The organism is Stenotrophomonas sp. AC248 (genome assembly GCF_979258185.1).
Window position 1 is genome coordinate 80,036 of sequence record NZ_OZ409840.1, and the last position, 14,504, is coordinate 94,539.

A 14,504-nucleotide genomic window follows, 5' to 3' on the forward strand; every position below is an offset into this window, starting at 1 on the left:
TCCAATTCATCTTGAGCATTGCATGAGCCAGCAACGTTGGTCCGAGGCCTGCGAACGCAACCGTGAGCCGATTCTGGCGGTGCTGCAGCGGCACCTGCACGACCGCACGCGCGTACTGGAGATCGGCAGTGGCACCGGGCAGCACGCGGCGTACTTCGCCGCACAGCTGCCGCACCTGCAGTGGCAGGCCAGCGACCACCCGGACTACCTGCCGGGCATCGCCGAGCGCCTGGCGCAGGCCGCGCTGCCCAATGCGCCCGCACCGTGGTCGCTGCAGGCGGTGCTGTCGCCCCGGCCGGGCCTGGGCCCGCTGCCGGAGGCGCCGCGGGGCTTCGATGCGGTGTTCAGTGCCAACACCCTGCACATCATGAGCTGGGCGCACGTGCAGGCGTTGTTCGCCGGGTTGCCGGCGGTGATGGCGGACAACGCGCTGCTGTGCATCTACGGGCCGTTCAATGACGGCGGTGCGTTCAGCAGTGACAGCAACCGGCAGTTCGATGCGTGGTTGAAGGCGCGCGATCCGGACTCGGGCATCCGCGATGCGGAGGCGGTGGACGCGTTGGCGGCGGCGCAGGGGTTACGGCTGGTGGAGGATGTGGCGATGCCGGCCAACAACCGGTTGCGGGTGTGGCGGCGGGGGTGATCAGGCGGTGGTGGACTGCGCGGCCAGCCGCGAGGCGGCAGTGCGAAGTCCTTGGAAGATCGGTTCGGCAACCTGCATCGGGAAGCCGTCCGGGAGCATCCCGCCGACGTGCCGGATGGCGGGTTCAACCTGAGCCAACAGTTCCTCGATCCACGGCTCGGCCCCGGCCGCAATGCCTGCGGTACGGGCGGTTTCATTCCAGTGACGACGGAGAATGGTGAGCAGCTTCCGGTGCCGGTTCTTGCCCCGCACCGACATGGCCAGCTGGGCATCGTGCGGATCCAGTTTCCCCGGACCGCGGCCCAGGATGGGATAGACCGAGAGCACGTCGTAAACCGGTGTGAGGCGGAACCTGCCCCCGGCGTGAATGTGGACACTGAAATTCTTGGCATGACCATCGGTGGCGGCCAGCATCCAGAACAAAAGCTGCGTCTTGAAGAAGTGCTCGCGATCCTGTGCGTGGTCCGATTGCCTCAACAGCGCCAGGATCTCGAGCATGCCGGGGCCGCCATCGGATTCGTACTTCTTTGCGCTGGGGAGTCCAAACACCTGACACATGTCTTCCTGTGGAAGCCGCAGCCACCACTGCCCGCTACGTGCCAGACGCCGATCGAAGCGTTCGACGATGAGCGCACGCTGGTCCTCGAAGCGGCCCATCTCCGTGTGCGCCGTCGGGATGTTGAACGCGCCGATCAGCTGCATGCAGAGCCACTCGTTCTCTACCGACAGCTGCATGTCGGCGCGCATGTTGCCAACCAACCCAAGCGGCAGTTTGAAGATGTGGGTGGTGGGCGTGCTGCCCGCTGGCAGGCACCATGTGCCACCGTGCCAGAGCAGCGCGGTCTTCTCCTGCGCCCCCGCGATGGAGATGCGGAAATCATCGGCCTGGCGTGGCGAAGTGCCAGGCACGGGTAACCTGGTCACCCCACGCAGCACATCGGCAACCTCTGCGTCGGAGAGCGGCCGGCACTGGATACTGTGCAGATCCGCAGGGCGCGTGCCATCGGGCAGCAGTTGCACCGCGCCCACGCAATCGCGGCCAATGGCCTGAAGCAGGTCGAAGGTTCCTGCGGTGTGCGTGCCGAAGCGGTCACGCAGGCGATTGCGGATGCCATGGTTGTCGGGGAGCAGATTGTCAAAGTAGTCCGAGACGACGTGACCTCGGTGGCTTGCCCCTGCAGGCAGCAGGGGCAGGGACAAGGACAACGGCCGTGGCGATTCCGACTCCAGCCAGGACGATGCGTAGGTCAGTTCCGCGGGCGCGTTGGCGCTATGGCGCCACGTGGCCACCTCGCTTCCGTTCATCCAGACCTTCAACGCTGCCATCGCTACCACTCCATCTCTGGCGGCTGTGCGGTGGGTGTGGCGCGCTGGAGCGACACCTCAAGACCCAACACGGCCCACACCTTCATCAGCCGCTCAAAGGTCGCGGCTTCGGGTTCGCGCTCAAGCGCGGTGATGGCCTGACGCGACACCCCCAACCGTTCGGCAAGCGCGGCCTGGCTGTAGCCCGCCTGTTTGCGAAAAGCGCGCATCAATGCGCCCAGTTGATGAGGCGTGCGTACGACGCGGCTGTCATTGCTCATGGGTGTCTGCTCTGCTGGACGACGAGTGCCGCCAAGCCACCGGGTGAACCATATCCGGGGTTCGACGCGCCGGTTGGGACCGCAATCCCGCTATGAAGGAAATCAATCGCAACCTCTTCGCAACCTATAGGTTGCTTGGGCCAAATGCAACCCATACATTGCATTTACGAAATGCAATGTATACGTTGCTTTTCCCGTGGTGAGACGGGTCTCACTCTGGCAATGTTCCTACCGGTGTAGCCGAACGCTGACATCACACCCGATGCCAGCGTTCGCTTACCTCATGCCACCTGCACGATATGCAGGGCGCGTGGGTTCTTCCACTGTGCCAGCAAGGTGGCTTCGCGTGCCTTGGCCTTGTGCAGGTGCGCTTCCTTGACGTGCCCGTAGCCGCGGATGTGTTCGGGGATGCTGGCGATCTCCACCGCCAACGCCACGCGGTCATCGCGCAGCCCCTCCAGCAGCAGGGCCACGGTCTGTTCGTAGTCGGCGATGAGCTGGCGTTCGCCACGGCGTTCGGCGGTGCGGCCGAACACGTCGAAGGTGCCGCCGCGCAGGAACTTCAGCTTGGCCAGCAGGCCGAACGCCTTGAGCATCCACGGGCCGTATTCCTGCTTGATCAGGCGGCCCTGCTCGTCCTTCTTGGCAAACAGCGGCGGGGCCAGGTGGAAGCGCACCTGGAAATCGCCCTCGAACTGCTGCTGCAGGCGGCGCTGGAATTCGCCGCTGGTGTACAGCCGTGCCACTTCGTACTCGTCCTTGTAGGCCATCAGCTTGAAGTAATAGCGCGCCACGGTTTCGGTCAGCGCGGTGCTGCCCACCGCGTCCCACTCGGCGGCCCGCACCTTGTCCACCAGCGCGCGGTAACGCGCGGCGTAGGCGCTGTCCTGGTAGTCGGTGAGGAAGCGCACGCGGCGTTCGACCATCTCGTCCAGCGAGCGCGACAGGCGCTCGTCGTCCAGCGGCAGGAACGCCACATCCTCGCCCACGCCATGGCCGGGCAGACCACGCAGCTCGCGCTCGTCGCCGGTATCGCGCGGGGCTGCGTTGGCGCCCCATTCGTTGCCTTCCCACTCGCCCGGCGGCAGGTCGTGCAGCGGGCCGGGCGTGCGCTCGGCATCGGTGTGGCCGTTGCGCACCAGGCCGGCGGCCTGCTGCACGGCCTGCGGGTCCACGGCGGCCAGGCGGCCCCAGGCGAACGCCTGCTGGTTCATCTGCACGGCCGCGCCGTTGAGTTCCACCGCGCGCATCAGCGCCTCGAACGAGATCGGCACCAGCCCCTGCTGCCAGGCATAGCCCAGGATGAACAGGTTCGACGCGATCGCATCGCCGAGCAGGGCGGTGGCCAACTGGGTGGCATCGAGCAGCAGCGGCTCGCGCCCGCCCAGCGCCACGCGGATGCCGGCGATGATGTCGGCCGCGGGGAACTGCATGTCCGGGCGCGTGGTGAAGGTGCCCGGCATTGCTTCATAGGTGTTGAGCACCACCTGCGAGCGCTCGGCGCGCACCTTGGACAGCGCCCAGTAGTCGTTCACCACCACCATGTCGCAGCCCACCACCAGGTCGGCTTCGCCGGCGGCGATGCGTACCGCGTGGATGTCTTCGGGCGTACGTGCGATGCGGATATGGGTGGTGACCGCGCCGCCCTTCTGGGCCAGCCCGGTCTGGTCGAGCACGCTGGCGCCCTTGCCTTCCAGGTGCCCGGCCATGCCCAGCAGTGCGCCGATGGTGACCACGCCGGTGCCACCGACGCCGGTGATCAGGATGTTCCAGGGCTGGTCCAGGGTGGTGCGGAAGGTCGGTGCCGGCAGGTTGTCCAGCAGCGCGGTCTTCGAACTGCGCGCGCCCTTGCGCGGCTTGCCGCCGTGCACGGTGACAAAGCTGGGGCAGAAGCCGGTGGTGCAGCTGTAGTCCTTGTTGCAGTTGGACTGGTCGATGTCGCGCTTGCGCCCGAACTCGGTTTCCTTGGGCAGCACCGACACGCAGAAGCTCTTCTGCCCGCAGTCGCCGCAGCCTTCGCACACCAGCGAATTGACCACCACCCGCTTGGGCGGATCGACCAGCTTGCCGCGCTTGCGGCGGCGGCGTTTCTCGGTGGCGCAGGTCTGCTCGTAGATCAGGATGCTGGTGCCCTTCACCTCGCGCAGCTGCTTCTGCACCGCGTCCAGCTCGGCGCGGTCATGGAACTCCACGCCCTCGGGGAACAGCTCGCGCTTGTTCCACTTGCCGATCTCATCGCTCACCAGCACGATCGTCTGCACGCCTTCGGCACGCATCTGGTGGGCGATCTGCGGCACGCTCAGGGTGCCGTCCACCGGCTGCCCGCCGGTCATCGCCACCGCGTCGTTGTAGAGGATCTTGTAGGTGATGTTGACCCCGGCCGCGATGGCCTGGCGGATTGCCAGCGAGCCACTGTGGAAGTAGGTGCCATCGCCGAGGTTCTGGAATACGTGTTCGGTGTCGGTGAATGCGGCCTGCCCGGCCCAGGTGACACCTTCGCCGCCCATGTGGGTGAAGGTGTCGGTGCTGCGGTCCATCCAGGTGACCATGTAATGGCACCCGATCCCGCCCAGCGCGCGCGAGCCTTCCGGCACGCGGGTGGAGGTGTTGTGCGGGCAGCCGGAGCAGTAGTGCGGCACGCGCGGGAAGCTGGCGCGCGGCAGGGCCAGCTCGGCTTCCTTTTCGTCCATCCAGCGCAGGCGCTGTTCGATGGATTCATTGGTGAAGAAGCGTTGGATGCGGCGGCCGATGACGCCGGCGATGGTGGCCGGAGTCAGCTCGTTGGTGGACGGCAGGATCCAGGTGCCCGCCTCGTCGTACTTGCCCACGATCGACGGGCGCGGGCCGGCACTGGCCGGCCAGTTGTAGAACTGCTCCTTCATCTGGCGCTCGATGAAGGCGCGCTTTTCCTCCACCACCACGATGTCTTCCAGGCCCTGCGCAAAGCGCGCGATGCCCACCGGCTCCAGCGGCCAGGTCATGCCGACCTTGTACACGCGGATGCCGATATCGGCGCAGGCCTGCTCGTCCAGGCCCAGGTATTCCAGCGCCTGCAGCACGTCCAGGTAGCTCTTGCCGGTGGTGACGATCCCCAGCCGCGCACGCGGGGAGTCCATGACCACCCGGTCGATGCCGTTGGCACGGGCGAAGGCCTGCGCGGCGGCAACCGCATAGCGGTGCAGGCGCATTTCCTGGTCCAGCGGCGGATCGGGCCAGCGGATGTTGAGACCACCGGCCGGCATCTCGAAGTCCTCGGGCAGCAGGATCTTCCGCGCGAACGGGTCGACCTGCACCGAGGCCGAGGATTCCACGGTCTCGGCAATGGTCTTGAAGCCGATCCAGCGCCCGGTATAGCGGCTCATTGCCCAGCCGAGCAGACCCATGTCCAGGATGTCCTGCACACCGGCCGGGTTGAGCACCGGCATCATCGCGCTGACGAACTCGTCCTCGCTGCCATGCGGCAGGGTCGAGCTGCGGCAGGCATGGTCGTCGGCGGCCAGCGCCAGCACGCCCCCGTGCACCGAGGTGCCGGCCGCGTTGGCATGCTTGAACACGTCGCCGCAGCGGTCCACGCCCGGGCCCTTGCCGTACCACATGCCATACACGCCCTGGACCTTGGCGCCCGGGAACAGGTTGGTCTGCTGGGTACCCCAGACCATGGTGGCGCCCAGGTCCTCGTTGAGGCCGGGGGTGAACTTCACCCGCGCCGCCTCCAGGTGCTGGCGGGCCCGCCACAGTTCCAGGTCGAAGCCGCCCAGCGGGCTGCCGCGGTAGCCGCTGATGAAGCCGGCGGTGTCCAGCCCGGCCGCCTCGTCGCGCAGGCGCTGCATCAACGGCAGCCGTACCAGCGCCTGTACCCCGCTCAGGTAGATGCGGCCATCGGTACGGGTGTACTTGTGGTCCAGCGTATAGCTGGCGTCCAGGCCACCGGCGTCGGGCTGGTTGGCGGAGGAGGGCGAGGTGAGTTCGGCGGTACTGGTCATGGCTGGCCCGGGAAGTCGGCTGGCACGGTCGCAGCAAACACGACCGGAAAGGCGCGGATTGTAGCAGTGGCGCCGAAATGGACCTCGGGCACTCGCATCCGGGCGCACGCTGGGGTTAGGATCGGGATGGGAGGTTGTTGTGACAACCCGGGGGAGTTTGCATGGCAGTGGCAAGACAGGGGCGCGCCGGCGTGATGCGGGCGGCTGGTTTGGCTGCGGCGTTGATCGCCGCAATGACGACATTCGGGGTAGCGGCGCAGCCGCTGCCCGCGTTGCAGGAGTTCTACTTCGACACCGATCCCGCTGCCGTTCCGATGGTGGTGGTGCCGGCCGGCAGTGGCGACCTGGTGGACCAGCTCATGAAGCAGCGCGAGCGCGGGCGCAAGGCGCTCGATGCCACCGTGCAGCTGGCGGGCGTGGCGTTCTCGCAGGGGCGTCCGGAGCTGGGCCGCACGCTGTACGCCGAGGCAAGCAGCAGCGCGCCGCCGACCACGGCGACGGGGCGCGCGGTGCGCTGGAACTACGGCTGGGACCTGTTCCGGCTGGGCGAGGCGGAGGCGGCGTTGGCGCAGTGGAGCACGGCCCAGGGCGGCATGCGCGGCAACCCGTCCTGGGTGCCGGCCACCTACGCGCTGGCGCTGTGGACCTTGGGGCGCAAAGACGAGGCCGTGCAGTGGTACGCCGCGGCGGTACGCACCGAGCCCCAGCAATGGAGCAGTTCGGCACGCTACGCCGACCTGCTGCCCAGCTGGCGCGACAGCGAGCGCGCCACCCTGGCCGAGGTGCAACAGGCCTGGGCGGCACAACCGCCGGCCTGGCCCTGAGCCACCGGGCGCTGCCTGTGGCGGCCGCCCGTACCGGACCTGTGGTACCTCGCTTCGACCAAGGTCGGAGCGGCGGCGGCCTGCGCATCGGCTAGGCTGTTGCGATGGCTTTCGATGCGTTCGCCCTGATCCTGACCATGCTTGGCCTGGGCATGCTGTTTGCGCGCCTGCGCGCGCTGCCCGAGACCAGCGCCGAGGTGCTCAACCGCGTGGTGCTGTATGTGTGCCTGCCTGCGGCGGTGCTCACCTACGTGCCGCGGCTGCACCTGGATGCCAGTCTGATCGGGCTGATGGCCACGCCCTGGCTGCTGATGCTGGCCAGTTGGGCGCTGGTGTCGCTGGCCACGCGCGTGTGCGGCTTTGCCCGCGACGTGCACGCGGTGCTGCTGATCTGCGTGACCCTGGCCAACTCCAGCTTCATCGGCTACCCGATGGTGCGCGCCCTGCTGGGCGACGCCGCACTGCCCTACGCGGTGGTCTACGACCAGTTCGGCACGTTCCTGCTGCTGTCCACCTTCGGCCTGTACGTGATTGCCCGTTACAGCGGCGACACCCCGCCCACGGCGGCCCAGGTGCTGGCCCGCATCGCGCGGTTCCCGCCGCTGTGGGCGCTGCTGTTCGCACTGCTGCTGATGCCCGAACAGCCGCCTTCCTGGATAGGTAACGGCCTGAAGCAACTGGCCGATGCGATGCTGCCGCTGGTGATGCTGGCGGTTGGCCTGTCGATCCGGCTGCGGCTGTCACGCCAGGAACTCACCCCGCTGGGGATCGGGCTGGCGCTGAAGCTGCTGGTGATGCCCGCCCTGGCGGTGCCGATCTCGTGGCTGCTGGGCCTGCAGGGCACGATGCTGCAGGTGAACGTGCTGGAATCGGCGATGCCGACCATGATCACCGCCGCCGCCCTGGCGATCTCGCACCGGCTGGCACCGCGGCTGGCCGCAGCGATGGTGGGGTACGGCATTCTGTTGTCGCTGGTGACGCTGCCCGCGTGGGTAGCCGTGCTGCAACAACCCGCATAAAAACCGGTAGAGCCGAAGAACCGGTAGAGCCGACCGTTGGTCGGCTGCTCTACCAGGGCCACCGACACCGCCCGCGCGCGTCAGCCGACCAACGGTCGGCTCTACGTCGGCGTGTCGGCGGACGTTTACCTCATAGGAACCGGTAGAGCCGACCGTTGGTCGGCTGCTCTACCCAGGGCCACCGACACCGCCCGCGCGCGTCAGCCGACCAACGGTCGGCTCTACGTCGGCGTGTCGGCGAACGTTTACCTCATAGGAACCGGTAGAGCCGACCGTTGGTCGGCTGCTCTACCAGGGCCACCGACACCGCCCGCGCGCGTCAGCCGACCAACGGTCGGCTCTACGTCGGCGGGTCGGCGAACGTTTACCCGCAGCAACCCGAACAAGAATACGTCGGCGGGTCGGCGAACGTCGGCGAGGCGCCGAACGTTTAACCGTCGGCGCTTACCGTGCGGCCGCGCGCCCATTCGCGCAGTGCGGTGACCTGTTCGGCCATCAATACCGACAGCGGCCGGCTGCTGCGGATCTCGGCCATCAGCAGGTCGGTATCCAGCACGCGTTCCTCGGCATGGGCGGCGTACAGCCCGGCCACCACGGCCTGTTCGATCTCGGCACCGGAGAAGCCGTCGGCGGCGGCGGCCAGGGCCGGCAGCGCGAAATCGTCGGCATTGAGCTGGCGCCGGCCCAGGTGCAGGCGCAGCAGCTCCACCCGGGTGTTGGCATCGGGCAGGTCGACGAAGAAGATCTCGTCGAAGCGGCCCTTGCGCAGCAGTTCGGCGGGCAGCTCGTGCACCTGGTTGGCAGTGGCCACGATGAACACCGCGCCCTTGCGCTCGGCCAGCCAGGTCAGCAGGTAGCCCAGCACGCGCCGTGACACCCCGCCGTCCTCGCCACCGCTGGCCAGGCCCTTCTCGATCTCGTCGATCCACAGCACGCACGGCGCCAGCTGCTCGGCCGAGGCCAGGGCGTCGCGCAGGTTCTTCTCGGTCTCGCCGTGGTACTTGTCATACAGGCTGCCGAAATCCAGCCGCAGCAGGGGCACCCCGAAGCCGGCGGCGGTGGCCTTGGCCAGCATCGACTTGCCACAGCCCTGGACCCCCAGCAGCAGCATGCCCTTGGGCGGGTCCAGCCCGGCGGGGCCCTGGCCCCCCAGGAACACCGGGCGGCGCTGGTTCACCCAGCGCTTGAGCCGGTTGGCCCCGGCCACGTCTGCAAAGCGGGTGGTGTCGTATTCGAAGTGCAGGTGTCCGGCACGGTTGAGCAGCTCGAACTTGAGCCGGGCCAGTTGCGGCAGGTCGTCCTGGCTGAGCGCGCCGTCGGCGAAGATCAGCTGCCGGCCGATGCGTCGCGCGTCCACCATGCTCAGGCCGCGCAGGTTGTGCAGGATCTTCTTGACCGCCTCGTTGTCCACTTCGACCCGCCGCCCGCCGTTCTCGCGGGCATAGGCTTCGGCCTCTTCGCGCAGCATCTTCAGCAGCGCGTTGAGGTCGGGCAGGCGCGGGTTGAAGCGGGTGGCCAGGGCTTCCAGTTCGGCCGGCAGCTCGACCTTGGCACCGATCAGCACCAGCACGTGGGCTTCGCAGTGGCGGCGCTGGATCAGGTCGCGCAGCGCGCGCTGGTGGCTGGCATAGCCCAGGTAGGGATGGAAATCGAGCAGCAGGTAGATGCCGCGCTGCTCGGCCTGGCGGATCATCTGCAGGGCCGAACTGGCATCGGGCGGGCCAACCGCGTCGTCCTCGCGGTCCATGTCGATGCGGCGCAGGCCCTCGGTGATGGACCAGCGGTGCAGGGCCCGCCAGACATGCATCAGGGTCTGCCGGAACAGCTCCACGATGCGACCCTCGTCCTGGGTCTCGATGATGATCAGCGGGGTGTTGGCGCGGATCAGCGCGCTCAGGTCCTGTAACTCGCTCATGCCGGCTTGCAGTCCATTGGATCGCGCACGATAGCAAAGCGCCGGCCGGTGCAGGGGTTCAGCAGTGCGACTATCTCCGTCACGGACGGCGGTGTACGCTGCGACGACGTTCCCCGGAAGCGAGGCTGGCATGAAGACGATCCTGGTAGCCGGTTCCAAGGGTGGGGTGGGCAAGACCACCGTCGCCACCCACCTGGCGGCGCATGCCGCATTGGACGGCAAACGGACCGTGCTGGCCGACGCCGACCCGCAGGGCTCCAGCACCCGCTGGGCGCAGCGCCGCGCGGTGCTGGAAAGCGCCGTGCTGCCGGTGGACGTCTACCGCAAGAAGGCCTGGGAGAAACTCATCCCCGACGGCACCGACGAAGTGATCATCGACGCACCGGCCGGGGCATTGGCCGACGATCTGGGCCACTTCCTTGACATTGCCGATGCCGTGGTGGTGCCGGTGCTGCCCTCCGCGCTGGACATCGAAGCCATCGTCGGCTTCCTCAACAGCCTGTCCAAGGTGCCGCGCGTGCACCGCCGCGCGCTGCCGGTGGGGCTGGTGCTCAACCGCACCAAGCCGTGGACCCAGACCTCCCAGCAGGCCATCCAGATGCTGGCCGAGTGGCCGTATGACGTTGTCGCGCAGCTGCGCGACAGCCAGAGTTACGTGGTGATGGTCGGGCTGGGACGCAGCCTGTTCGATTACCGCTCCGCGCAGGTGCGCGAGCACCAGAGTGACTGGGAGCCACTGTTGAAGTGGCTGAAGAAAGCCTGATCCGGAAGAGAGCCTTTATGCGAGAACTGATCCTGCTGCGCCATGCCCACGCCGAAGCCGCCAGTACCGGCCAGGCTGACCTTGACCGTCCGCTGTCACCGATCGGCCTGGCCGAAGCGGAAGCGGCCGGCCGCTGGCTGAAGGAGAACAACCTGCTGCCCGATTGCGTGCTGTGCTCGCCGGCGCGGCGCACCCGTGAAACCCTGGAGGCCGTGCTGGGCATCACCGGTTTTGTCGAAAAGCGCCTGGAAGATGCCGTATACGACGCCACCCCGGGCACCTTGATGGGCCTGATCGAGGCCCGTGGCGATGTCGACCGGCTGCTGGTGGTCGGGCACAACCCCGGCCTGGAACAGCTGGTGGCGCTGCTCAGTGAAGGCACCAGCAGCGATTACCGCGGCATGCCGCCGGGCGGCATCGCGGTGCTGTCGGTGGACGGCAAGGCCAGCATCGAGCCCGGCGTGGCCACCCTGACCGCGTTCTGGTGGCCGTAGCCCATGGCGGTAGTGCGCGTGTTGTTGGGCTGCCTGCTGGCACTGGCAGCCGAAGCGGCCTGCGCTGAACCACCGGCGCCTGCCCCGCGCCAGGTGCTGGAGTTCGATACCGCGCGCTCGCGCTTCGGTTTCGAGATCCGCACCCGGCTGGGGCAGCGCATCGAAGGGGTGTTCCCGCGTTTCGAGGGGCGTATCGAGGTGCTGTCCGACGGGCGCCACCAGGTGCACCTGCGGATGTTCACCCGCTACGTGGAAATCCCCGGCAAGGCCCGCTACACCGGCTGGATGCGCGGCGAAGAGTTCTTCGATTCGGCGCGCTACCCGGTGGTCGAGTTCGACTCGGTGCCCTACTGGCCCGAGGTCGTGGACAAGGGCGGCGGGGTGGAGGGCAGGCTGATCCTGCGCGGGGTAAGCCACCCGGAGACCCTGCGGGTCGAACCGGCGGAGTGCCCCCGGGCCGGGTATGATTGCGACGTGGTCAGCCGCGGCAATGTGCAGCGAGGCCGGTATGGAATGGACAGCTGGCAGCTAGCCTTGAGTGATCGAGTGACCTTCGTATTGCGAGCGCGTCTGAGCGAGGCGCCGAAACCGTGAACCCATTGTTGAAGATCGTGCTGCTGGCACTGCTGTTGCTGGTCAGTGGCTGTGCGTCGCTGTCCAACGCCGAGCGTGAGCGCGCGGCCGGCATTGCCGTGCAGGCCCGTTCAACCGTGGTCGAGTGCAACCAGCCGGACCGCTGCGCGCTCGATTCGCCGCTGCGTGGCCTGGGCGGCAAGGCGTTTGCCGCCTCCACCGAGGCCGCCCCGCAGCACTACGCCACCATCATCGATGAGGGCGAGGTGTCGCTGGTGGCACGGTTGAACCTGATCCGCAGCGCCACCCGCAGCATCGACCTGCAGACCTACATCTTCGACAAGGACGACAGCGCCCGGCTGGTGCTGGACGAACTGCTGGGCGCGGCCCGGCGCGGGGTCAAGGTGCGGGTGCTGATCGACCAGCTCTCGGCGATCTCGGACCTGGAAATCCTCGGGGCGCTGGCCAGCAGCCACCAGAACTTCGAGCTGCGGGTGTACAACCCCACCTTCGGCAAGGCGCGGTTGAACTACTTCGATTACGCCGGCAGCGTGCTGTGCTGCTTCCGTCGCTTCAACCAGCGCATGCACAACAAGCTGCTGGTGATCGACGATGCGCTGGGCGTGGTGGGCGGCCGCAACTACCAGGACGACTATTACGACTGGGACAGCGAATACAACTTCCGCGACCGCGACGTCCTCGTGGCGGGCCCGGAAGTGCGCGAGATGGCGGCCAACTTCGACGCCTTCTGGCGCGCGCCGCGCAGCGTGCCGGCCGAACGCCTCAACGATGTCGGCGGCCTGCTGCTCAAGAACGGTGCGCCGCCGATGCCGCCGGCCGAGTTCCGCCACCCGCAGCGGATCGCGCGGGTCAGCGCCGAAGCCGACGACCCGGCGTATGTCACCCGGGCGTTTGTCGACACCGCGCTGCCGGTGGCATCGGTGCGCTACGTGGCCGACCTGCCGCGCAAACACCGCCGCGAACGGGCCAGCCAACCGGCCAACGGCCAGCACGTCACCGAGCCGCAGCTGGACGCGCTGATTTCCAGCGCGCAGACCGAAGTGCTGCTGCAGACCCCCTACCTGGTGCTGTCCAAGCCCGCCCGCAAGCTGTTCTCCGACCTGCGCAAGCGCCCCCAGCCGCCGCGCATCGTGGTGTCGTCCAACAGCCTGGCGGCCACCGACAATCCGATCGTCTACGCGCTGTCCTACAAGTACAAGCGGCGCAACCTGCGCGAGCTGGGCTTCAACATCTACGAATACAAGCCGTTCCCGCTGGATGCCCCGGTGGATTACCGCAACCTGCTGCCGGCCCCGCTGGGCGAGGCGCCGCCGTCGGACGGCAAGCGCAGCAGCCTGATTGGCGGCAGCGCGGCCGGCAGCAACGCCCGCGGCAGTGCCGGCAACGGCGAGCGCCGGCGTAGTGAGCCCGACGCGGACACCACGGCCAGCGCCACCCCGCGCCAGACAACCCCCGGCCCGGCCGCACGCCGCCGCACCGACGGCAGCGTGGTCGAGCGCCGGGTGCTGCGCGCCGAAACCCGGCCGTCGTTCCTGGGCACCAAGGCGGTCAACAAGCCGTTGCCGGTTACCCGCACCGGTGCGCGCATGGGCCTGCATGCCAAGTCGATGGTGGTGGACCGCCGCATCGGCGTGATCGGCACGCACAACTTCGATCCGCGCAGCGAGAACTACAACACCGAAGGCGCGGTGATCATCGACGACCCGGTGTTTGCCGAAGCGCTGGCGCAGAGCATCCTGCGCGACATCCACCCGCAGAACTCGTGGGTGGTGGCGCCGCGCACCAAGCCGCCGGTGTTGTCCGGCTTGAACTACAGCGTCGGCAAGGCATCCGAAGCACTGCCCGTGCTGGATTTCTGGCCGTGGCGCTACGCCACCGATTACGAATTCAAGCCCGGCCCCGACTGCCCGGCGCCGCTGCGCCGGCAGCACGAGGATTTCCATAAGTGCTACGTGGCCGTCGGCGACTTCCCCGAGGTCAACGTCGGCCCGAAATGGCTGCTGGTACGCATGCTGACCGCCTTCGGCGCCGGCCTGGTGCCGATCCTGTAAACCCTTGGTTCCACGGAGCTGCTGCATGTCCCAGGTATTCCGCGAGGCGGTGTCGATCGAGGCACTCAACGCACTCAGCCGCAACACCCTCATCGACCACCTGGGCATCGTCTTCACCGCCGCCGGTGAGGACTGGATCAGCGCCACCATGCCGGTGGATGCGCGCACCCGCCAGCCCTACGGCATCCTGCACGGTGGCGCCTCGGTGGTGCTGGCCGAAACGCTCGGCAGCAGCGCCGGCAATCTGTGCGTGGACACCACCCAGCAGGTGTGCGTGGGCCTGGAGATCAACGCCAACCACATCCGCGCCATGCGCGGCGGCGTGGTCACCGGCACCGCGCGTGCGGTGCACGTCGGCCGCAGTACCCATGTCTGGGACATCCGCATCGAAGACGAGGGTGGCCGCCTGGTGTGCACCTCACGGCTGACGCTGGCCGTGGTTCCGGCGGTCGCCCCGGTCTGATCGCTGCACTGCATGGATGCTGTGTTGCGTCGGTCGCCACAGTGCGCCGGCGCACTGTCGGTGCGCGCGCTGTGCCGCAACCGGGCAGCGGCTTGACCCCTTGCGGTCACTGGCCCTCCCGCGTTATCGATTTGGCCGTCTGCGGCTGGCAGACCCTGCGGCGCTCGGG

General features: G+C 67.9%; 12 protein-coding genes. 8 read left to right on the forward strand and 4 right to left on the reverse strand.

Translation table 11 applies throughout. The features are described 5' to 3' along the window. Positions 1-22 precede the first annotated feature (22 nt). Positions 23-643, forward strand: a complete 621-nt coding sequence (locus tag ACZ0AE_RS00325; RefSeq protein ID WP_463600110.1) for a DUF938 domain-containing protein — start codon at positions 23-25, stop codon at positions 641-643. Here ACZ0AE_RS00325 and ACZ0AE_RS00330 read toward each other — a convergent pair whose 3' ends face one another. The 3 genes from ACZ0AE_RS00330 to ACZ0AE_RS00340 all read right to left on the reverse strand — a co-directional run bounded on the left by ACZ0AE_RS00330 (position 644) and on the right by ACZ0AE_RS00340 (position 6,212). Further along, a complete protein-coding gene (locus ACZ0AE_RS00330; RefSeq protein WP_463600111.1) occupies positions 644-1,969 on the reverse strand; it encodes a type II toxin-antitoxin system HipA family toxin in 1,326 nt (441 codons plus the stop codon). A gap of 2 nt (positions 1,970-1,971) precedes the next feature. Beyond that, a complete protein-coding gene (locus ACZ0AE_RS00335; RefSeq protein ID WP_137191396.1) occupies positions 1,972-2,229 on the reverse strand; it encodes a helix-turn-helix domain-containing protein in 258 nt (85 codons plus the stop codon). A 281-nt stretch (positions 2,230-2,510) separates the two neighbouring features. Beyond that, the gene (locus ACZ0AE_RS00340) at positions 2,511-6,212 is read right to left on the reverse strand and encodes an indolepyruvate ferredoxin oxidoreductase family protein (RefSeq protein ID WP_463600112.1); all 3,702 of its coding nucleotides are present in this window, start codon (positions 6,210-6,212) and stop codon (positions 2,511-2,513) included. Between the two features lie 194 nt (positions 6,213-6,406). On the opposite strand from ACZ0AE_RS00340, the gene ACZ0AE_RS00345 reads away from it, so the two are divergent. Both ACZ0AE_RS00345 and ACZ0AE_RS00350 read left to right on the forward strand, forming a co-directional pair. After that, positions 6,407-7,036, forward strand: coding sequence for a tetratricopeptide repeat protein (locus ACZ0AE_RS00345; RefSeq protein WP_463602038.1), 630 nt, complete (start codon positions 6,407-6,409; stop codon positions 7,034-7,036). 104 nt (positions 7,037-7,140) lie between these two features. After that, positions 7,141-8,055 carry an AEC family transporter gene (locus ACZ0AE_RS00350; protein ID WP_463600113.1) on the forward strand — a complete coding sequence of 305 codons (915 nt, stop codon included), beginning with the start codon at positions 7,141-7,143 and terminating at the stop codon, positions 8,053-8,055. A gap of 430 nt (positions 8,056-8,485) precedes the next feature. Here ACZ0AE_RS00350 and ACZ0AE_RS00355 read toward each other — a convergent pair whose 3' ends face one another. Next, positions 8,486-9,970: an AAA family ATPase gene (locus ACZ0AE_RS00355; RefSeq protein ID WP_448132685.1), complete on the reverse strand. Its 1,485-nt coding sequence runs from the start codon at positions 9,968-9,970 to the stop codon at positions 8,486-8,488. Positions 9,971-10,100: 130 nt separating this feature from the next. On the opposite strand from ACZ0AE_RS00355, the gene ACZ0AE_RS00360 reads away from it, so the two are divergent. From ACZ0AE_RS00360 to ACZ0AE_RS00380, 5 genes are read left to right on the forward strand one after another with little or no spacing between them, the layout of a single operon-like run. Continuing rightward, positions 10,101-10,733 (forward strand): ParA family protein, encoded by a 633-nt coding sequence (locus tag ACZ0AE_RS00360; RefSeq protein ID WP_463600114.1) that lies wholly within the window; start codon positions 10,101-10,103, stop codon positions 10,731-10,733. A gap of 17 nt (positions 10,734-10,750) precedes the next feature. Then, on the forward strand, positions 10,751-11,227 hold the full coding sequence (locus ACZ0AE_RS00365) for a SixA phosphatase family protein (protein ID WP_038691340.1): 477 nt from the start codon (positions 10,751-10,753) through the stop codon (positions 11,225-11,227). Positions 11,228-11,230: 3 nt separating this feature from the next. Further along, positions 11,231-11,821, forward strand: a complete 591-nt coding sequence (locus ACZ0AE_RS00370) for a YceI family protein (RefSeq protein ID WP_354283197.1) — start codon at positions 11,231-11,233, stop codon at positions 11,819-11,821. After that, positions 11,818-13,872: a phospholipase D family protein gene (locus tag ACZ0AE_RS00375; protein WP_463600115.1), complete on the forward strand. Its 2,055-nt coding sequence runs from the start codon at positions 11,818-11,820 to the stop codon at positions 13,870-13,872. The genes ACZ0AE_RS00370 and ACZ0AE_RS00375 overlap by 4 nt, the downstream gene beginning before the upstream one ends. Before the next feature lie 25 nt (positions 13,873-13,897). Then, positions 13,898-14,335, forward strand: a complete 438-nt coding sequence (locus ACZ0AE_RS00380) for a hotdog fold thioesterase (protein WP_428711521.1) — start codon at positions 13,898-13,900, stop codon at positions 14,333-14,335. Positions 14,336-14,504 lie beyond the last annotated feature (169 nt).